The sequence below is a fragment of the Spirosoma flavum genome, assembly GCF_042686045.1.
GTDB lineage: Bacteria > Bacteroidota > Bacteroidia > Cytophagales > Spirosomataceae > Spirosoma > Spirosoma flavum.
Genome location: NZ_JBHUOM010000002.1, coordinates 1280635 through 1301029, shown reverse-complemented (window position 1 = coordinate 1301029; position 20395 = coordinate 1280635). Strand labels below are relative to the sequence as shown.

Below are 20395 nucleotides of genomic sequence, written 5' to 3'. Positions count from 1 at the left end.
TAACTTATTGATACTGTTCAATGAGGTGATTAATAAATGTATCGGCAACGTTAAGTGTGGCGGCTATGTCGGCTAGTTCCACGTCTTCCAACGGGTTATGGCTGATGCCTTTAAAGCACCGCACAAATAACATGGCTACGGGCGCGACTTGCGAAATTGGTACGCCATCGTGCCCGGCACCGCTCACCAACCGAATTACCTCATACCCACTCTCCTGTATCGACTGCGCAAGCAATTCATTTGTGGCTAGATCACAAGATACGGATTCGGTTTCCTGAATCAGATTCCAGTGGAAATTGATCGCACGCCGGGCGCATAAACTGGCGCATAATTCATGAATTTTTTGATACGCAGTATCCAGGGTTACGGCATCATTACTACGTACATCCAAACTGCACGTTACTTCGCCCGGAATGACGTTACTGGCGGAATTAACGACGTTGAGTTTGCCTACCGTAGCAACCAGATTTTGTTTATTGTCGGTTGCAAATCGCTCAACATCCAGAATAAATTCGGCGGCAGCGCACAAGGCGTCCTGACGCATATCCATCGGTACCGTCCCGGCATGACCCGCCATTCCACGGAACGAAATCTCCACTCGTTTCTGCCCGGCAATGGCCGTAACGACCGCCACGGGTACATTGCGTTCATATAATACCGGCCCTTGCTCAATATGAATTTCAAAATAACCTAGCCAATGTTCGTGTGCCAGCGCATCCGATGGCAACTGATTGAGATCACCACCCAGTGTTTGAATAACCTCCGTCAGTGTAAGCCCGGATTCATCTTTTTTATCCAGAAGGCTGTTATTAAACGACCCGGCAACAACTTTACTTCCGAGGTAGGTTGTATGAAAGCGAACACCTTCTTCGTCGCTAAAGGCAATTAATTCAATAGAAAATGGTAGCGGTTTACCGACTTGAATCATGTGTTCGATGAGGTCTAACCCCATAATCACGCCCATTGGCCCGTCGAACTTCCCGGCGTTCACGACCGTATCCATATGAGAAGCGATGACCCAGGTTTTCGCAGCTGCGTTGGCGCTAACCAACCGCCCTCTCACATTACCAATGGCATCAACCCGCGTTTGCAAGCCAATATCCTGCATCCAGGTTTGTATCGTATGACTGCCCTGCCGGAATGCTTCTGTGCCAAAGGTGCGGTTAATACACGTTTCATCGTCACTAATGGCGGCCAGTTCATTGATTTTGTTCAGTACATTTTCTGCTCGCTGCAAGTAGTCAGTCATTTGTTGGCGGTTAATCGTTAACAAAGTTCCTGGATTTTGTCAACGATGATGAAAGGTATCAATGAGCAACATAAAGACAAGAATAGTCCTTACAAGTTGATTTACCATCCTATGAGTTTTCCGGCGTTTACTTTTATAATCTGACCATCTTCAAAAACCTTTATACCAGCCAGATAGGTTTGCTCAACTACGCCATATAATTCTTCATTAAAATAAGGCGTCATTTTGTGTTTATGTTGAAGCAATTCTTCCGTAACGATGATTTTTTTTTCAGGATTCCAGACAATCAAATCAGCATCGTATCCTTTTTTAAGTTCACCTTTTTTGTGCTCTTGCCCGACTAAGTAAGCTGGCTTTTCAGACAACCATTGAGCAACATTTTCTACGGCAAAACCTCGTTTTTTTGCGGCTGTCCATAGAACAGGCAGTGCTACTTGTAAGGAAGCGATACCACCCCAGGCTTTCATAAAATTCCCACTCTGTATTAATTTTAAATCAGGGGGAGCCGGTGAATGATCGGTTGCAACAAAATCAATGATTCCGTCTTTTAAGGCGTCCCATAATTGATCATTATTTCCCTTTTCCCGAATGGGTGGTGCGCATTTAAATTGGGTTTGCCCATCCTGAATATTTTCTGCCTGAAAATACAAGTAATGTTGTGCGGTTTCCACCGTCAATGGCAATCCCTTTTGTTTGGCTTTTGCAATACGTTTAATTGAGTTAGCAGACGACAAATGGACAATATGCGTTCGGCAGTTATATTCCTCGCACAATTGAATCATCAACTCAATAGCGTTATCTTCCCACTCTTTTGGTCTTGACTTCAGGTAGTTTTTATACGATTTATTATCACCCGTTTCTAATTTTTCGTTTGTCGACAATTCGCAATGCACCAATAATGGAAGGTTATAACGGGCTATAATCGGCATTGCTTTTCGCAAATCAGCTTCCGTCACATTTGGAAAATCATCAATACCCGAATGCGTCAAAAATGCTTTGAACCCCAGAACACCTTTATCAATTAGTGCCTCAATGTCGTTGGCATTGCCAGGAACAAGTCCACCCCAGAAACCGCAGTTTGTGTGAAGTTTCCCAATCGTTGCCGCTTTTTTTTCGTCAAATGCTATTGCCGTTGTTGTAACGGGCGAGGAATTTAACGGCATATCAACCAGCATTGTCAAGCCTCCACTGATGGCCGCGCGAGTAGCGGTGTCAAAGCCTTCCCAATCTGTCCGACCGGGTTCGTTGATGTGTACATGCGGGTCAATAACGCCCGGCATCAGCACGCTATCCTGTATATCAACCACTTCGCAGGTAATTGCTTCCGGTAATTCATCAACTACATCAACGATCAACCCGTTGCTCAGCAACACAACTGCTTTTCGAATACCATCGGGTGTAAGAATTTTATTTCCTCTTATTGCTAATTCAACCATAGACTACAGTCAATTATTTTCCAGTTGCTTTGCTGATGCTGATTAAAAATAGGAAATTAATTTTTGAAATTAGGGTCAGTACCAACCAAAACAGCCGAACTCATTATGAAACTCAAGCTAAAAAAAAACGCGTACGGCAAGAACGCGATTAATGTATCGAAGGTTATCCGGCATCCAGACCACCATGAATTTCGACAAATCTCGGTCAACGTGTCGCTAGAGGGAGACTTTGAAACGGCACATACTATAGGGGATAATACAAAAATATTACCGACCGACACGCAGAAAAATACCGTATACGCTTTAGCTAAAGATCACTTTACTGATTCTATCGAGAATTTCGGACTTTACTTGGCTAATTTTTTCATAATCAATAATCCACACGTATCAAAAGCGACAATCGAAATCACTGAACATCAATGGAGTCGTATGGCGTTCGATGGGGTAACGCATCCACATGCTTATATTAGTAGCGGTTCAGAGAAACATACAGCAACGGTTGTACAAACTGTTGATAAAATTACTATATCCTCTGGAATTACAGATTTGCTTATTTTAAAAACGACTGACTCTGGATTTGAGAATTATATTAAAGATCAATATACGACCTTAAGAGAAACAGCCGACCGGATATTTGCTACCCAATGTGAAGCCAGCTGGGAATACACGACCCACAAACTTGACTTTACAGACCTGTTTACTACAATTCGGAAAGCCTTATTGAAAACGTTTGCTTACCATAAAAGTCTGTCTGTTCAGCAGACGTTACTAGCCATGGGCTACGCCGTATTAGAAGCGAATAATGTTGTAAAAGAAATTGATTTAAAAATGCCTAATAAACATCACATCCCATTCAATTTAGACCAGTTTGGTATGGACAATAACAACGAAATTTTTATCGCCACCGACGAACCGTACGGCTACATTACAGGAACGGTGACCAGAGAATAAATAGTGATTGTGGAGTTAGGTTTAAGAACTGCGCGGGCGGCCCCGCCGACTCCACAATCACCATTCCAGAAACACCATACCGGCTCCACAAATGAAGATGGTTACTCCGGCCAGCGCATGCATGTAGCGTTCTAGTTTTTCGGTTTTCAGAAACGCCATTCCATAGTAACCCAACAAAACCATCCCAGTCATTGTGGCCAGTGTAGAGACCGTGTACACGCTGATTAATAGCCACATACCACTCCATGATTGTTGAGCAGCCGGGAAGTAAAGCAACGGAATCATCGGTTCGCAGGGGCCGAGAACAAAAATGACGAACATGACCCATGGTGTTACTTTATAGCGATTCTGCGGATAAACAACTGGCTGGCGATCCGTTTCGCCGTGGTTATGCTCGAAAACATACATTTCTCCATTGTCCTGTAAGTCGAAATGCTTGTGCGGCTGGTTCTGGTAAGCCCGAATCATACCCCAGATGCTGTAAATCAGGCCAAAACCCAGTAATGACCAACCAGCCATGCCCCCCCGGACCGATTCGAGCCAACTGATTTTGGTGAGCGACCAGCCAAGAGCCGCTCCGCCTAATCCCAACAACACGGAACTCCAGACGTGGCCGCAACCGCAAAGAATAGTCCACCCGATGGTTCGCATTAACGACCAATTCCGGGCTTTAGCGAGTACAATGAACGGCAGGTAATGATCGGGGCCGGTCGTTGTGTGCAGAATGGCAACCGTAATGGCAGTCAGGATCAATAGCTGGGTTTCAGGGTTCATGGGCTATGGATTTCGATTGACTTATCGTCGTTTGCGGTAAGTGCCGGGCAATCGTTTTCAGACACGTATGAAGCTGTTCGCCCCGTTGCCCAAGCAATCGAACAAGCAGTCCATTGGCCGGAGTTGCCGAGACACCAAACAAAATATCCGTCTGTTGAGCTAAGTAAGTTGTTATTGTTTCCCGGATTGCTGGTAATAAAGCCTGTTCATTCAGATAAATCAGGCTAGCCTGATGGGTGAAGCCTTCCATCTGACCAATTGCTTTTAGATCCATTGTCGATGGTTGAATCAGTAGGTTTTCTTTAATTCTTAATTTTTGATCAATAAATACTTGTGTGATAGCGTGGTATTTTGAAAACTGAAAGATCTCACCGTTCAATTTTCGACCACACGTAAGCACTTCTCCCCAAATCAGACTGCATCCATCAGCCATGTAAATATCATTGGTGGCCGAAAAACTTGATCGCTCATGAGGCACAACCGGATGCGGCAGGAAACACAACGACGACCCTTTGGCCATCGAAACACGCATTTGTTGCGACGCGCCCTGCTTCATGGTAAATAATCGCTGGTATGACTGAGTCTGTAACTCTAGTGAACAACCTTCGTCCAGGTCAATTTGCAGCTGATACTCATCGCCGTCCAGGATGCCGGGCGACGAACTCATAAACATCAGTTGCAGTTGATTCGCTTTTTTGTCTTCGGTAATGTCCGCCACTTTAAGCGGTGGGGTGAAATATGCTTTTTTCAGATACGTTCTGGTATCACGCCGGGCAGCCTGAATGTGCAACTCCGCCTTCATCGCCACAATTTTGGTTCGTCCACGGCTTCCAGTAAAGCATACCGACGTATCCAATCAATTACACTATCCAGACCTTCCAGACTCATTAAGTTGGTGAATACAAACGGCTTACCAGTTCGCATTTTACGAGCGTCGCGTTCCATCACACCCAGGTCGGCGTTGACGTAGGGTGCCAGGTCGATTTTATTAATGATCAGCAGATCGGAGCGGGTGATGCCGGGACCACCTTTCCGGGGTATTTTGTCGCCTTCGGCTACGTCGATGACAAAAATGGTCACGTCGGCCAGGTCAGGGCTGAACGTGGCCGACAGGTTATCTCCCCCACTTTCGATAAAAATAATTTCGACATCCGGGAATCGCTGAGCCATTTCCTCCACTGCTTCAAGGTTCATACTGGCGTCTTCACGGATGGCGGTATGGGGGCACCCGCCCGTTTCTACACCAATGATTCGCTCGGCAGGCAATAGACTGTTTTGTGTTAAAAACTCAGCGTCTTCTTTGGTATAAATATCATTGGTAATGACGCCAATGCTGTATTGGTCGGTCATCTGGCGGGATAGCCGCTCAATCAGGGCCGTTTTCCCCGACCCAACCGGCCCCGCAACACCAATTTTTATGTAGTTTCTCGTCATGTTAATCTGTGATGTCATTTGGGGGAATTATGCAGGTTAAGCCCGGTGTCACGTGTCAGTTATTTCACTTTTCGAGCCTTGTTAGTCTCCTGGTCATTGTTGGTTGCCGTTACTTCCCTGATTTTAATTATACGTTTGCTGACGCTCAGCCGGACTCCAATTAACTCATATACAATCTCGAGTACAGTTGTTCATGCTGCATACTTCGTATATCGAAACCGGGACAACAGAGGCCGATTAAAGCCCGATTGGGTTGTAACGTACTGACAACCAACGCCTGAATCCGCGAATGCAGGGAAAACAAAATTTCCTGCCCATCCTGCTGCCCAAGCGGAATTAGTTTTACACTATTTGTTACCATACCAACGGCTGCATTGTAATAGAACCCGGTCAGAGCATCTACTTTCGGAATTTGTAATGCATAGGCATATAAACCAAACGCAAGGCAATAATGCCCTGTTACCTGTTGGGTTGACACAGCCTCCCGATACTGATTTGCCAGCGCGTTATTACAAAGTGGCTGGAAAATTTTCATCAGCCGAATGCCCAATTTCTGGCTGGCCTGCCGCATTTCTTTGGGCAGTTTCACCGCTGTGCATTCGTCATCCAGTTGTACTACTTCATGCCAATCATTCCGGGCAGCGGCATCATACGCCAGCGAGGCCAAAGCCGCATCAGTATAGTACAGGTTTTGGGTAAGCATTTCCGTGACAAACGCCTTGGCCGTACCAGCATCATGCACCACGCCAGCCTGCACATAGGTCTCCAGGCCAGCTGAGTGTGCATAGCTGCCAATGGGCAGCGTCGGGTCGCTCAATTGCAGGAGATGTAACAGGCTAGTATTCATTCTGGGGACGTAGTGAGTTTGAGAATTTTTGAGAACAAACTTTCACTGCCGTTGGTGGGGCCATGCGGTAACACAGTCGTCTTTAGAGGTTGTAATAATTTCCGCTGCTGCTGCTCCACCGCATAGCCCGACGCTGTTAGCAACCGAAACAGGGGTGCCTCGAACGGAGCTAACACGGTATCTTCATCGAAAAATAGGGGCAAATGCTTGTTGCCTATTTCGTAACAGACCGACGCCATCTCGTACATCGATGTGGGCCTGATGACGAGTACATCACATGGAAGAACTTCAACCACAATCAGCATTTGATCAGTCTCGTATAACACATCGCCCTGGGTCAACTGCGGGTTTTCGGCCAAAAACTTTAGGGCGATCTCTTGTCCCGACTGCGTTCGTTTCCGTAAAATTCGCTTGCTCGTTTCAAACCATTCCAGTGGTAACCAGTCAATGGTTCGGTCTCCGGGATCGATAGCGTTTATATTGCCAATTTTCTGCTGAATAATCATCCTTTTCTGTTTTTGCCCTGTTGACGAAGCCGAGCCGATGGAGCAGTAGAAAGTTCGGAGGTTGTGGTACGAATTAGCTTCATTTCGTCCTTACCAACAAATTTTCTAACTAATTAGCCAAAATATACCCTAAAAATTGACATCGGCACTACAGCAATGGCTCGAAAAGCATACGGCTATCTTTGAGGAAGATTTTGTGATTAACTCAAACCGGAATAAATTCAATGTACTGATCGGCAGAACCAACTATACAAGCTACCATTTAGAACAACTGACTTTTTTAACCCAAAAAGAATTGGTTGGTAACCCCCGATAATAAGCCTGATGCTTATCTTTGGCGAAGACAGAATTTAGTGCCTGAAACGCAACCAGCCTCACCAATAAGTCTATCCTTGTACTATACGGAGCCATTTTTGATTTGGTAATCAGAATTATTACGGTATACAAGGCCTCCCAGACCAAGTATCATTTCACCTGGTTACCGGTTATGGAAGTGATAGCCGCTTTAACAAAGACAATTGAGTGATAACTCATGCCCTATGAGTGAGGTTTTGGAGTAACAATATGAGCTGTTGAAGCTCTATTTAACAGTTAGCCGAGCCAATACAGTCAGGGTGAATGTGAGTATTTATGGAGACTTAGCTCATCTTAAGTTGATTAATACAGGTCGGGAAGGACATTGCACGGGCTCGATATAAGCCCTGACCGATTACATTGGTTGGCAAACCACATATATGCGAACTAAGACTAATTACCCTAAACAATGCAAAAAACAGGTTTACTATTATTAGTGTTGCTCGGACTATGGCCGCTGGCAATAACATCGGCAATAGCTCAATCCACCTCAACCAAACCACGCACCATCATCACGACCGATGGTGAAGTAGACGATGTCGATACGTTTATCCGGATGTTGCTGTATAGCAACGAGTTCGATATTGTGGGATTGACGTATAGCAGCTCTCAATGGCATTATAAAGGTGATGGCAAAGGCACCAAATTTACGTCTGAGGTGGCCAATACGGCCAAACGCTACGGCGAACAGACAGCACTACGCTGGCCCGGTACGACCTGGATGGAGGAGTACATCGGCAAATACGCTAAGGTGTATCCTAACTTAATAAAACACGCAAAAGGGTACCCCACACCCGATCATCTGCTGAGTCTTGTGCGGGTCGGTAACATCGATTTTGAGGGCGAAATGAGCCACGATACAGAAGGGTCGGACTTTATTAAGAAGATTCTACTCGACAATAACCCCAGCCCGGTTTACCTGCAAATCTGGGGAGGCACCAACACGGTCGCCCGAGCCCTGAAATCTATTGAAGATCAGTACAAAAACACGCCCAACTGGTCGGCGATTGCCAAAAAAGTATCCGATAAAGCGATCATATACGCCGTACTCGACCAGGATGCGACGTATCAGAAGTACGTCGCCCCGAACTGGCCACACATTAAAGTGCTCTACAATTCGGACCAGTTTTGGAGTTTTGCCTATCTATGGCCCCGCGTGGTTCCCGCTGAATTACAACCTTATTTAGGCGGAAAGTGGTTTGCCGAGCATATCAAGTTTGGGCACGGGCCACTGCTTACAGCCTACTACCTTTGGGGCGATGGTCAGAAGTTAGCGGGTGACCCCGAACATACACACGGTGATATGGAAGAAGCCAAGAAATTTGGCCGGAGTCAGTACGATTTTATTTCTGAAGGTGACTCTCCTGCTTTTTTTTACCTGATTGATGTTGGCCTACGGAGTAAGGAAAACGTTTCTTACGGTGGTTGGGGCGGACGCATGGTGCAATCGCCCACGAATCCTTACCGCTGGGAAGACGGCAAACACGTGACCGATTATGACCCTTATACCAAAAAGACCGATGCGGCTTACCCGCAGACGCGATGGATTCCCGTGTTGCAGAACGACTTTGCCACCCGCGCCGACTGGTGTGTGAAGTCCTACAAAGAAGCCAACCATCCACCAGTCGTCAAACTCAATCATGCCCATGACCTTCGTGTAAAACCGGGCCAGAGCATAACACTTAGTGGTTCAGCCACCGATCCGGATGGCGATAACGTTAGCTATCGCTGGTGGCAATACGAAGAAGTAGATACCTACGAGGGAAAAGTTGACATTCAACAGGCTGATCAGGCCAAAGCGTCGTTTACTGTACCGGAAGATGCCACTCCTGGAAAAACGATTCACCTGATTCTGGAAGTGACCGATGCCAAAGCCCCCCACCTAACCCGTTACCAGCGAGTAATTGCGACAGTTGGTGACTAATTAGGCGTTGAACAGAACGAAGAAAAACCAAGATACACTGACCCCCAACGTATCTTTGTCGCTACAGCCAAACCCACGAAGGCTACTGGCAAGCTGTTTTTTTTTTAATTTCAGACGTAGTACAGATGAGTAGTCAGCAACAATATGACGTACAGTTTTTTAGATAGTATTGACGAGGCAATCCTTGATATTCGACAAGGCAAAGTAATTATCGTCGTTGATGACGAAGACCGCGAAAACGAAGGCGATATGATCTGTGCTTCAGCCTGCATCACGCCCGAAATTGTTAATTTTATGACCCGGGAAGCACGGGGTCTGATTTGTGTTTCGCTAACAGAGGAACGCTGCCAGGAACTGCAACTGCCCCTGATGGTAGCGACCAACACAGCTACCCATAGAACGGCCTTTACTGTGTCTGTTGACCTTAAGGGTGACGGATGTGGAACAGGCATATCCGTTCATGATCGGGCCAAAACGATTCAATCTTTAGTTAATCCTTCTACTCTTCCTCATCAGTTGGGGCGCCCGGGGCATATATTTCCCCTGATAGCCCAGAAAGGGGGTGTCTTAAGCCGCCCTGGTCATACTGAAGCAGCTATGGATCTGGCCCGGTTAGCAGGCTTTGCGCCGTCTGGTGTACTGGTTGAGGTGCTGAGCGAAGATGGAACGATGGCCCGCCTGCCTGAATTGCGACAGGTAGCAGATCGATTTAATCTCAAAGTTATCAGCGTCAAAGAGTTAATAGACTATCAACAGATCGTACAGGATACTCGCAATTTAGACGTTGATCTTTGATATTGCCTCACCATAGCCTGTCTGCCTTTCTAAACCTATAGTCCATTCACCTGATAGCACCTGACAGGTACCGGCGGCTGGCAAAACGTAAGTAACACGGCACCGAAGGGTTTGGGGAATCCCCGTAAGCGGTCAATTTTTATTGTGCTGCGCCCCGCTCACATACTTTAGCAGCACCTGGTCGAAGGCTCAGCAGGCTGTGCTGACAAACGTGCTTCCCGGTGAAGTTGACTTCCTCACGTTTACTGCCGATTCCTGCTCTTATCCTGTTTATTCAGGTGGTAAAAGAGATTCTTTAATGATAGCCGTAAATTTACTATCCAGTTAACATACTATTTACATGACCAGACAGCGCCATTTTTTTCTTATACTCCTACTTGGTACCCTGTCCACGCTGGGACCTTTTTCTATTGATATGTACTTGCCAGGATTTCCGGCCATTGCCCAGGATCTGCATACTACTACAGCTGAAGTGTCGCTTTCCTTATCGAGCTTCTTCGTTGGCATTTCGGCTGGCCAATTGTTATACGGCCCATTACTTGATCGGTTTGGCAGGAAGAAGCCTCTATATGTTGGATTAACACTTTACATCCTAGCATCTATAGGCTGCCTGTTAGCCAAAAGTATTGATGCCTTAATTATTTTGCGATTTGTTCAGGCCATCGGCAGTTGTGCTGCTGCTGTAGCGTCAGTGACCATGGTACGTGATTTATTTCCGGCCAAGGATAGTGCCCGAGTATTTGCGTTACTCTTGTTAGTCGTAGGGGCTTCACCCATGATCGCTCCAACCGTTGGCGGCTATGTAACGGCTGCTTTTGGCTGGCAAGGAGTGTTTATCATTCTGGCGGCTATTGCGGTGCTTATACTACTAGCCGTAATTATTAGTCTTCCCGAAACATATAAGCCTAATCCAGCCTTCTCGTTAAAACCAAAACCCATTATCAAAAACTTTCTGTCGGTTATTGTTGACCCACAGTTTTACACTTACGCTGTTGCAGGTGCCTTCGCCTTTTCGGGATTATTTGCTTATGTCTCTGGCTCACCGTTGGTATTTATGGATGTCTTTCACGTAGATGGCAAAGTATATGGATGGATCTTTGCGATACTGTCAATTGGCTTTATTGGCTCCAGCCAAGTGAATAACCTATTGCTTAAAAGATTCCAAAGTGAGCAGGTCGTTCCGGTTGCTATAGTTGCTCAAGTGCTTTTGGCCTCACTTTTTTTTATCGGTGCCAGCCTTGGCTGGTTTGAGCTATATGGTACCATTGTTATGATCTTCTTGTTCCTATGCTGTGTGGGGTTGATCAACCCGAATGCAGCGGCTCTTTCGCTGGCCCCCTTCTCCAAAAATGCGGGGACGGCGTCGTCTTTGATGGGGGCTATGCAACTGGGCATTGGTGCACTGGCCTCCGTAGGGGTAAGTATGTTCAGCAGTCATTCGTCTATGCCCATGGCGGCCATTATGGCGGCAACTTCGGTGATTGCTTTGCTGGTACTATTTATTGGTCGTAGATTTATTAAGCAGCCAATTAAAGTTGACCCATCATCAGACGTGATATTGGCCCACTAGGGGAAGTCTTCGGATTCGTAGCCAGCTTTCATGGCTACGAAACACGATCATTTAGCTCATCTACAAAAAAGAGGTTGGCTTTATTAAGGTCTTTTCGCTCGTTTTTTATTCTGGTTTCAAGCGTTGTAGCAGTAGACTTTACTGTAATCTATGCTGACGGATACCTAAAAAGCCAGCCCAAGTTCAGTTAATTCCTGCTGCTGACGATCTCTGATTAACTCCCGTTTTACGTCATAAAACGTAGTCACCTCGGCAATCGCCTGGTCTTGGTCAAGAAAACTTAGCCGGTCAACTTGGGAGTTGAATCGCTGACTTTTACTCTTTATCTGTTCAATAGCTTGACTTTCCAGGCGATAATGCTGCTTCCATTCCTGAACGTGACGTTGAAGAAGGAATAACCATGTAGGTTTATCACCGGTTGGGTCTGGTTTCACTGAAGCAGTGCTTGTTTCACTAACCTGTTGCAGATACTTGTCAAATAATTGATTGAAGGAATCACTCGTCATGATTTGTATAGATAGAAAACGAACATGTATAAATGTGTTACCTGTTACAAGGAGCGTTTCATTTTTTAGACTACGTTCATTAAATGAGGTCACAGATGTACAAAAAAACTTTACGTACTAAAAAAAGTGCAAATTAGGTTCTCATTACATCTAATAGTAACGAATAGCACTTCACCATGGCATTAACCGTATAAATAGTATACATGTTATGCAGGCAAATTAATTTTATGTGAAATTTATGCCTACTGAATGAAGCTAGTTCTTTACGAATGCGTCAGGCAAGTCCCCTCGAGTTAATATATAAGTTACATAAAGTGACTTAAAGGATAACGCGAGTCTTACTCTTACTCAACCTGACGAAATTTGCAAATGATTAAGTACACAACTGAAGAGATCCTGATTGGCCATCTACGGCAAGGGGATAAAAAGGCCTTCCAACATTTATACAGCCGCTACTCCAAGGCTCTATTGAAGGCAATACTACTTATTGTTAAAGACCCTGATGAAGCCGAAGACCTATTACAAGATACATATGTAAAGGTTTGGCAACGTTTCCATTATTACAATCCAGAACTAGGCACGTTGTTTACGTGGCTGCTGAAGGTGGCTCGGAACACCGCTCTCAGTGCTTTAACCCGACGTAAACTAGTTTATTCGACGTTGGATATAGAGCTAAACGATGTAGCTGCTGTAGAATATGGGCCAGTTGTTGACGCAATAGGCGTTGAATATTTAGTTAAAGGAGCGTTGTCTAATAGAGAATGGCAAGTAATCAATATGGCTTATTGGCAGGGCTATACACATGAAGAAATAGCGACCCAATTAGCCTTACCGGTAGGAACGGTCAAAAGCCGAATCTATAAATCAATAAGCCGACTGCGTCCAATCTTTAATTATACCCAATCCTCAGCTATACACGTGTAACTATAAACAATTCCTGGTAAGCTACACTAAATACGGTCGTAATGTCTGTATAAGAATATGTTCTTTTAAACGAAGTTTATTCTTCTGTTCATGAGCACCAAGGAAAGTTATAATAAACCAAGAAATAGTAACCATTCATTGTAAAAATCAGGAATATATACACTTGGTTTATTCACAATGGGGACAATTTTCTCCCAAAAATCGGGCAAAAGCGACAATTCATCGAAATCGGACCTCAACCTCAATCGGATAGTAACAAATTTGTATCGTTAAAAGACAATAGGAAACTTAATGCAACCGGCTAAGAACCTACAACTCAAAACGACTACTCTTATGAAAACCCAATTGAACGACGAGGAATTAATCCGCCAACATCTCAACACCAATCCCAATATCTGCTTCGAGGCTCTTTATAAGCGGTACGTTGGCAAAGTATACAAACGCTGCCTATCCATGACCAAAGATGCAGAGAAAGCCCAGGATTTTACGCAAGATATTTTTATCCGCACCTTCTCCCGGCTGGAACGCTTTCAGGAACGCTCTACTTTCTCAACCTGGTTATATTCTATCTCTTACAACTACTGTCTGGACCAGATACGGGTATCAAATCGCCTGACGACGACAAGACTTGAGGATGAAATGTCTTATCAGTACACCAGTACCAATGATACTGAAGATACCGAAGAACGCCTGCAACGACTAAGCACAGCCATGAACAGTATCTCTACGCAGGAGGCTATGATTTTACGGATGAAGTACCAGGAGGGGCTGGGCATTCATCAGATTGCCGGTCAGCTCAATTTGAAAGAGAGTGCGGTAAAGATGCGCTTAAAACGTTCGCGTGAGAAAGTTCGGCAGTTGTGTGATGCAGCCGCGTATCAACTGTAGGTTAGTCTCACCAAACCCAACTTTAAAGCTGGTCGGCAGTGCCCACAACTGCGGACACAAAAAAAAATAAACTTAGGCACTTCGCTATATATACTAACTGGGCAATTGGCCAGTAGTCTAAAGGGCAGTATTGGTATTGTCATCGCAATTGCACTGACTGTTTCAAGGCTGATTCTACTAAATCAACCGTCTGATTTTGCCGTCGCCTGTATTGAGCTTGGTGGGTATTGCGACCTCAGCCCGAATAACGGAGCAGTCTCAAGGCGAATCTTCCCACAGTTTTAGTAGCTAAAGTCGCTCCTTACTACGTTTTCGATGAGAACGACATAAAAACAAGGCCCCTCCCCTTTTGTAACCTCCAGGTTTCGACCAAGTAGACTGTTTGATTATCAATAGTTTACTACTTATTTACCCCGATATTTTCGAGTTTAGCTACAACCCCGTTTCGGATATAGATACAGGGCGAGTATGAATGCGTATTGTCGTACAGAGCCCGCACTAATGAGAAATGCGGCTCATATACTAGCTAATGAGTACGTATACTGTACTCCCCATTGATCCAGCTTTTTACTAATTGACTGACAACCGCATTACCTCTTCAGGCTCACCGGTCAGCACACGCATGGCGTATTGCAAACACAGAACGACAACGGTCTGGGCACCTACCCGTTCCGTAAATACTTTTGTGGTCCGACTGCAAAATTACGTGTAGGATCATTGTCCAGCGGTGCATTTCCCTCTCAGCTTTCAACGACGACTAAAGATACGATTCACAACCGACAGCCGGCAAAAAGCCACAGAAATACCCCTGTAACAAAGACGGGCCAGTAGTAACGCAGTCTCCCTTTTATTGGCCAGCTACTGTAATCTCCACGGCTGGCTCAACTGACGGTCATCATGTTGCTTAATCGATTTAAGCACCACCCAATTCGGGTAAACCTCGAACATGGTATCACGGGGCTTAAGTCGAGTGTACCCGTCGCGGGAATATTTTTATCTATGACTTTCCCTAAAAACTAGCCCAACAGAGAAGTAAGAACAAAAGCGGCTTCATTTAGGATTTTTCGGCTACACTAGTAGACAAGAGGATTGGGACGAGTGCAACATTGCATTCGTCCCAATCCTCTTGTTGTTTCCTCCTTTTTACATTCCTTCGACTAAGGTCTTATCAACTTTAATCGCTTGACAGTAAACGCCTAAATCAACTCTCTCACAATCAAAAACGCACACAATCATGGCAAAGAAAAGTTCTAATGATTCCTCAGATGGGGCATCTGCCTATCGCGCTTCATCGTCTGTTGACGAACTATTGCTCGCAGCTCTTGAACGTGATGACAACAGTTTCCAGACAGGTCGGTATCTAGTAACCTTTAAGGAAGGCGCGGGTGACGAAGGTCGTCAGTCTTTAGGAACTCAGGGGATGCGCGTTGCCGATGCGCGTGACTTTGACGATCAGGCGGCTATACTGGAGAATATCGGTGATGCCGATGCGGTTGTCTTTCCGGAAATTGGCGTGGCGCTTCTTGGTGGTAATGCTGCTCAGGAGCGCAATATGAACACCTTTGCCGAGATTGCGACAGACAGTCCATTCGAATCAATTGATCCTGAGTACTTCGTGTTTGCAGAAAATACGTACTCCGGACTCTTACAGGATAGCTTGACTCAAACAGTTCCAGCGACTTCGGCAGAATTCCTACGCGGCTTCCTACAGGCAACGGAGACGATTGCCAGAGAAATGCAGACAAACGGACACTCTCAACTGGAAATAGAAGAAGAAGTACAGGTTCTGGGGGCCACCTGGGGACTCATCGCGTGCAAGGTACCACCAAGCCTGCGAAGTGGAACTGGCATCAAAGTGGCGGTACTCGACACGGGCATGGACCTGCTACACCCTGATTTTGCTGGCCGCCCAATTGTTAGTGCAACGTTCGTTGGTCAACCCGTACAGGATTTACACAGTCACGGTACGCACTGTATAGGTACAGCGTGTGGGCCTAAAGCACCGGCAGGCTCTATCCCGCGTTATGGTATTGGCTATCGGTCGTCAATCTTTGCGGGTAAGGTATTATCTAATACAGGCAACAGCGTTGGGGGTAGCGTACTCGCGGGCATGAACTGGGCCATTGCTAACCGCTGCCCGGTAATTTCAATGTCTCTTGGCGGGCAGGGTGGCGTACAGCCTTCCTATACGGCAGCAGGCCAAGCCGCCCTGAACAACGGCTGTCTAATTATTGCAGCAGCAGGCAACTCAGCTTCTTCAACAGGCTATCCAGCCAATTCACCAACTATTATGTCGGTGGCCTCACTAGATGAGAATTTGAGTCCGTCGTCGTTCTCCAACTTTGGCAAGATTGAGATAGCGGCTCCCGGTCGGAACATATACTCGTCGGTACCTCGTCCTACTCGGTATGGTGTTAAAAATGGCACCAGCATGGCCACACCGCATGTAGCTGGGTGCGCGGCATTATGGGCTGAGACATCGCCAAATTTACGAGGATTACAACTATGGCGACGACTACAAGCGACGGCAAGGCGGTTGCCGTTCTCGGCTGCGCGGGTTGGTGCAGGACTTGTGCAAGCTCCCTAAACAAAGCCCTGACTGACTACATACATCTTTTCAGTACGACGGCTAATCGCTATGTACAGTCGATGGATTGTCATTTGTCTCTTTGCTGTGCTAGTCAGCGGAGACCAACAATCACTAAATCATTATAGAACCACTATGGCTGAAAGCAAAAGATGGGTTATCACGATGTCTAACAAACGCCCATTAACTGACATCACAGAGGAATTGACCAAAACGGGATTTACTGTCGATCAGGTACTCACCGAGATTGGGTGTGTTACTGGAACCGCAAGTAACGATGTAGCCGAAAAGCTCAGGTTAATTCCTGGCGTTGCTGATATATCTCCAGAGCAGGGCATTGACATTGGGCCTCCAGACGCCGAGATAACTTGGTAAGAAAGACAATACTAATTAACTATTTTAAACACAAAAATCACATGGAAACTAAATTCAAATCATCTGATGACCAGTTAAAGCAACTCGTAGCAGAACGTCGTCAGGAAGTAGTGCGGTTACAAAAATCACAGGCGGAGCAAATTGAGAAAGCTAATAAGTCGGGACAAACCCGTATGGACCAGCTAAAAAAGAGCTTACCTCAAGATGTTGTAACCTTTCTTGACAATCAGGAGAAAACGCACAAAGAAGAGCAGGCGGCTATCGAATCATACACGGCTGAGGCTAAAACGTCGCTCTCTTCTATTGAGGTATCGCCTGAAAACATAACGTCAATTCACCCTGGCTTAGTAGAAGGGCATCTGTTATCAGACTCGACCAACGCCCTGGCTTTAGGCTGGTATTCTCCGTACTACGCTACCCTACATGGGTCTAATGGTGCTGTATACTGGCAGGGTTATAACCCAGGCAATTTCGACTTATCTGATTCTGCAAATGGCAGTGGTTCGGGACTTTTTGGCAGTGGGTCAGCCTCCTTTACCGTATATTTAGATTGGTGGTTTACGTTTAAAGCTCCAGAAAACCGCAATTATGCCCATACCATTCAAGTTCCTTTTCACGGGTACTATATCATAAAAGCAGACGACGGTTTTTGGGACTCTAAAGAAGCGAAAGCCCGAATCGACCTTTCAGCGGTAGGCTACCAATACAATTACAAAGCGACTGGCAGTTCTAACGTATTTGATATGGGCAGCCAAAACATTAATGTGAATGACCGCTTCGACGGCTATAGAACCATGTATTATTCCGATCTGCTTGGTGCTGACCAAGCTTATCTCAGAGTAACTGCCTCATTTTATGTTTATGCGCGGGGTGGCGGCTCCACCGCGCAGCTTAACTTTAGCGATGGTAACGCAAATTACATCGGCGTACCCTGGGTGTACATTGTCTAATAATAGCGTTTTCGACGCGATTACTAAAAAATAGGGTTTACCAGAAGGCCACTTGTACAAGTGGCCTTCTGGTAAACCCTATTTTTGCTATTCACAAAAGACATAGATAGAGGACAAATGATGATAAATCGGTTTTAGCCGTCGTAACTAAGTGGCAGAGTAGGTGTTGATTTAGAAAATTGAATAAATAAAAGGGGCCAGTGCAGACCCAGTTGTAAACACGGATAAGACACCCAGTAGTAGCAACAAAAGGAATAAAGGCCATAGCCAATAGCGTTTACGCGCCCTGATGAAAAGCCAGAAATCCGTTAGAAATTCCATGAGTAAGTCTGTCTTGACGTTTATTTCTTGATAGCCAAAATCTGTTTTTTCAGTTGCAGAGCAACGGCGTTATTTGCGTCTATTTTCAGGCTTTTTTCTACATACTTCGTGGCAGCGGTGGCATTCGCAAATTTGAGATGTCCAGCCGCTAGTTGATTACTCAAATTCACGTTTGTTGTATCCCTGGCGTATTGGCTTTTTATGGCAATCAACTGTTCAACAAAGGTTTGCAATTCATTCAGACTAAATTGAGACGGGTTATGGGCTGATGCATATCGAAGATAAGTTAAGGCTTCGTCCGGCTTGTCGAGTTTCAGTAGGACAATAAATAAATTTTTGGCCGTATCGAATGTATTTTCTACCTGAAAGGATTTTTTCAGGTAGAAAACAGCCTGCTCACTTTCAGTGAGGGTCATGCATAATTTGGCGGCCTGATTGTATAGGTTTGCCTCGTACGGATGCTCAAGCAACAGGGCTTTGGTCACCTGCAATGTGTTGAGTGGGTTGTTCTCTTTCAGGTAATACGTGGCTAGTTGATTCATGGCATCGCGCCAGGACAGTTGTTTAACTACCAACGCCCCAGCTAATTGCTCCTCTACTGTTTTGGGTCGTTTCTCTTCGGGTGGCATGGGTTCATTAAACGGCCAGCCTTCTTTAAGGATCATCATTTCGTAAGCACCTTTAAGCGAATCCACCACCGTAATGGGCATTTGCTGTCTCAGTTGAGCGAACGAGAGTTCGTTTTTGCTATCCGGATTAATCAGTCGGCGTGTTTTCAGGGCTTCGTAAAAGGCATCAGATAGCAACCCATAGCCGAGTAAATTTGGATGAACATGTTCAAGCAACGTTTCTTTCCCCAGAATGCCCTGGGGAGAATGCTGTTCAAAATGGGCTTTGGCATCCACAACCGTCACACCGGGGTAGCGGGTCGCTAACTCCCGAATAACCTGATTCATTGCCTCCGGAGCCCGAAAACGCAATAAATCCAGTTCTTTGGCTCGCACGTAGTCCTTTTTTGCTTGCCTGAAATTGCCCTGTCTGTAGGCTTGATTAGCGAGTTGATATTGCTGCTGAGCCGATGCCGCCGTACTTCCCGTCGCGCTGACAAAGGGCTTCAGATCTTTTTCATTACTAACCAGATTACTAATAAAAACTGGAATTTTCTGACTCGTCAATAGTTGACAGAGATCATTCAGGTTAGTTTTGAATTGGTCGATTCCCTGCTGGTAAGCGGCTGAACCATAGACAATCTGCTGGTCGGCGGCCATGCGTTTCATGAGATTTTCCCGCAAATCGATCTGCTGGCCCGAGACTGCTTTCCGGATTCCCGCCAGCATATGATTGATCAATTGCACTAGCCGGAACTCACGAAGTTTTAACACCAGCCGAACCACGTGGGGATTACGGGCTATGGAACTCGTGGACCCAACGCCTAAAGCGCCGTAATATTCATTGTGCCCCGTGTAAATCAGGACGGCATCGGGTTGATAAGCAGCCAGTTCCTGCGCGAAGCCAAACACGGTATACGAGTTTACGGCTGTCATTGCCAGATTGACAATTTCAAATTCTTTATCCGGAAATGTGTGCATCAATCGGTAGTAAAGCCAGCGGTGAAAAGACCCGTTGTGCATATATGGATAGCCGATGGTTGTTGATTCACCAAGCACAAAAACCCGAAATGTACCGTCAGCTTTCTGTTTCCGAAATGGCTCGAAGTTGCCAACGGTAGCATTATCCGTGTCCGTAAAGTACTTCTCCGACGCGTACTGATTCATAACCAGAAAGCCTTTTTGCTGTGGGTCATCGACGAAAAGCCGCAAATCATGGCCATAGCCAAAAAGCCGTAAAGCTGCTTCCAATACAGTCAATAGAAGAACAGGCAGCAGCAACGCCATCCCTTTAAATAGCAACAGGCGCTTTCTGCTCGGGGGCGTTCGCTCGGCAATTTTCGGAGAATCTAATGCTGTCTTCTTCATAGGCAATACGGCTACAGCCGAGGTTCAG

General features: G+C 45.8%; 18 protein-coding genes and 1 pseudogene. 9 read left to right on the top strand and 10 right to left on the bottom strand.

What is annotated here, in order from left to right; all coding sequences use genetic code 11:
- Nucleotides 1–4: 4 nt before the first annotated feature.
- Nucleotides 5–1249: an allantoate amidohydrolase gene (locus tag ACFS25_RS10830; RefSeq protein ID WP_381499855.1), complete on the bottom strand. Its 1245-nt coding sequence runs from the start codon at nucleotides 1247–1249 to the stop codon at nucleotides 5–7.
- Nucleotides 1250–1350: 101 nt separating this feature from the next.
- Nucleotides 1351–2685, bottom strand: coding sequence for an allantoinase AllB (gene allB, locus ACFS25_RS10825; protein ID WP_381499852.1), 1335 nt, complete (start codon nucleotides 2683–2685; stop codon nucleotides 1351–1353).
- Between the two features lie 105 nt (nucleotides 2686–2790).
- On the opposite strand from allB, the gene pucL reads away from it, so the two are divergent.
- Nucleotides 2791–3636, top strand: coding sequence for a factor-independent urate hydroxylase (gene pucL / locus ACFS25_RS10820; protein WP_381499850.1), 846 nt, complete (start codon nucleotides 2791–2793; stop codon nucleotides 3634–3636).
- 57 nt (nucleotides 3637–3693) lie between these two features.
- Here pucL and ACFS25_RS10815 read toward each other — a convergent pair whose 3' ends face one another.
- The 5 genes from ACFS25_RS10815 to ureE form a co-directional block, all read right to left on the bottom strand.
- The gene (locus tag ACFS25_RS10815) at nucleotides 3694–4410 is read right to left on the bottom strand and encodes a hypothetical protein (RefSeq protein WP_381499847.1); all 717 of its coding nucleotides are present in this window, start codon (nucleotides 4408–4410) and stop codon (nucleotides 3694–3696) included.
- Nucleotides 4400–5212 carry an urease accessory protein UreD gene (locus tag ACFS25_RS10810; protein WP_381499844.1) on the bottom strand — a complete coding sequence of 271 codons (813 nt, stop codon included), beginning with the start codon at nucleotides 5210–5212 and terminating at the stop codon, nucleotides 4400–4402. The genes ACFS25_RS10815 and ACFS25_RS10810 overlap by 11 nt, the downstream gene beginning before the upstream one ends.
- Nucleotides 5209–5862 (bottom strand): urease accessory protein UreG, encoded by a 654-nt coding sequence (ureG, locus tag ACFS25_RS10805; RefSeq protein WP_381499840.1) that lies wholly within the window; start codon nucleotides 5860–5862, stop codon nucleotides 5209–5211. Before ureG ends, ACFS25_RS10810 begins: the two co-directional genes overlap by 4 nt.
- A gap of 142 nt (nucleotides 5863–6004) precedes the next feature.
- The gene (locus ACFS25_RS10800) at nucleotides 6005–6691 is read right to left on the bottom strand and encodes an urease accessory protein UreF (RefSeq protein WP_381499837.1); all 687 of its coding nucleotides are present in this window, start codon (nucleotides 6689–6691) and stop codon (nucleotides 6005–6007) included.
- Nucleotides 6688–7197 carry an urease accessory protein UreE gene (ureE, locus tag ACFS25_RS10795; RefSeq protein WP_381499834.1) on the bottom strand — a complete coding sequence of 170 codons (510 nt, stop codon included), beginning with the start codon at nucleotides 7195–7197 and terminating at the stop codon, nucleotides 6688–6690. Before ureE ends, ACFS25_RS10800 begins: the two co-directional genes overlap by 4 nt.
- Nucleotides 7198–7960: 763 nt before the next feature.
- On the opposite strand from ureE, the gene ACFS25_RS10790 reads away from it, so the two are divergent.
- From ACFS25_RS10790 to ACFS25_RS10780, 3 genes and pseudogenes are all read left to right on the top strand, one after another.
- A complete protein-coding gene (locus ACFS25_RS10790) occupies nucleotides 7961–9475 on the top strand; it encodes a DUF1593 domain-containing protein (protein WP_381499831.1) in 1515 nt (504 codons plus the stop codon).
- A 144-nt stretch (nucleotides 9476–9619) separates the two neighbouring features.
- Nucleotides 9620–10228, top strand: a pseudogene (ribB, locus tag ACFS25_RS10785) (3,4-dihydroxy-2-butanone-4-phosphate synthase); the annotation flags it as partial.
- 382 nt (nucleotides 10229–10610) lie between these two features.
- Nucleotides 10611–11840: a multidrug effflux MFS transporter gene (locus tag ACFS25_RS10780; RefSeq protein WP_381499828.1), complete on the top strand. Its 1230-nt coding sequence runs from the start codon at nucleotides 10611–10613 to the stop codon at nucleotides 11838–11840.
- Nucleotides 11841–12004: 164 nt separating this feature from the next.
- On the opposite strand, the gene ACFS25_RS10775 is transcribed toward ACFS25_RS10780, so the two are convergent.
- On the bottom strand, nucleotides 12005–12346 hold the full coding sequence (locus tag ACFS25_RS10775) for a hypothetical protein (protein WP_381499825.1): 342 nt from the start codon (nucleotides 12344–12346) through the stop codon (nucleotides 12005–12007).
- Between the two features lie 369 nt (nucleotides 12347–12715).
- On the opposite strand from ACFS25_RS10775, the gene ACFS25_RS10770 reads away from it, so the two are divergent.
- The 5 genes from ACFS25_RS10770 (at nucleotide 12716) to ACFS25_RS10750 (ending at nucleotide 18070) form a co-directional block, all read left to right on the top strand.
- The gene (locus ACFS25_RS10770) at nucleotides 12716–13270 is read left to right on the top strand and encodes an RNA polymerase sigma factor (protein WP_381499822.1); all 555 of its coding nucleotides are present in this window, start codon (nucleotides 12716–12718) and stop codon (nucleotides 13268–13270) included.
- Nucleotides 13271–13603: 333 nt separating this feature from the next.
- The gene (locus ACFS25_RS10765) at nucleotides 13604–14158 is read left to right on the top strand and encodes an RNA polymerase sigma factor (RefSeq protein WP_381499819.1); all 555 of its coding nucleotides are present in this window, start codon (nucleotides 13604–13606) and stop codon (nucleotides 14156–14158) included.
- A gap of 1234 nt (nucleotides 14159–15392) precedes the next feature.
- The gene (locus ACFS25_RS10760; RefSeq protein ID WP_381499816.1) at nucleotides 15393–16745 is read left to right on the top strand and encodes a S8 family serine peptidase; all 1353 of its coding nucleotides are present in this window, start codon (nucleotides 15393–15395) and stop codon (nucleotides 16743–16745) included.
- 165 nt (nucleotides 16746–16910) lie between these two features.
- A complete protein-coding gene (locus ACFS25_RS10755; RefSeq protein WP_381499813.1) occupies nucleotides 16911–17120 on the top strand; it encodes a hypothetical protein in 210 nt (69 codons plus the stop codon).
- 41 nt (nucleotides 17121–17161) lie between these two features.
- Nucleotides 17162–18070: a hypothetical protein gene (locus tag ACFS25_RS10750; RefSeq protein WP_381499810.1), complete on the top strand. Its 909-nt coding sequence runs from the start codon at nucleotides 17162–17164 to the stop codon at nucleotides 18068–18070.
- A 171-nt stretch (nucleotides 18071–18241) separates the two neighbouring features.
- Here ACFS25_RS10750 and ACFS25_RS10745 read toward each other — a convergent pair whose 3' ends face one another.
- Complete coding sequence (locus ACFS25_RS10745) at nucleotides 18242–18391, bottom strand: DUF5989 family protein (protein WP_381499808.1); 150 nt, start codon at nucleotides 18389–18391, stop codon at nucleotides 18242–18244.
- 20 nt (nucleotides 18392–18411) lie between these two features.
- The gene (locus ACFS25_RS10740) at nucleotides 18412–20367 is read right to left on the bottom strand and encodes a hypothetical protein (protein WP_381499805.1); all 1956 of its coding nucleotides are present in this window, start codon (nucleotides 20365–20367) and stop codon (nucleotides 18412–18414) included.
- Between the last annotated feature and the right edge of the window lie 28 nt (nucleotides 20368–20395).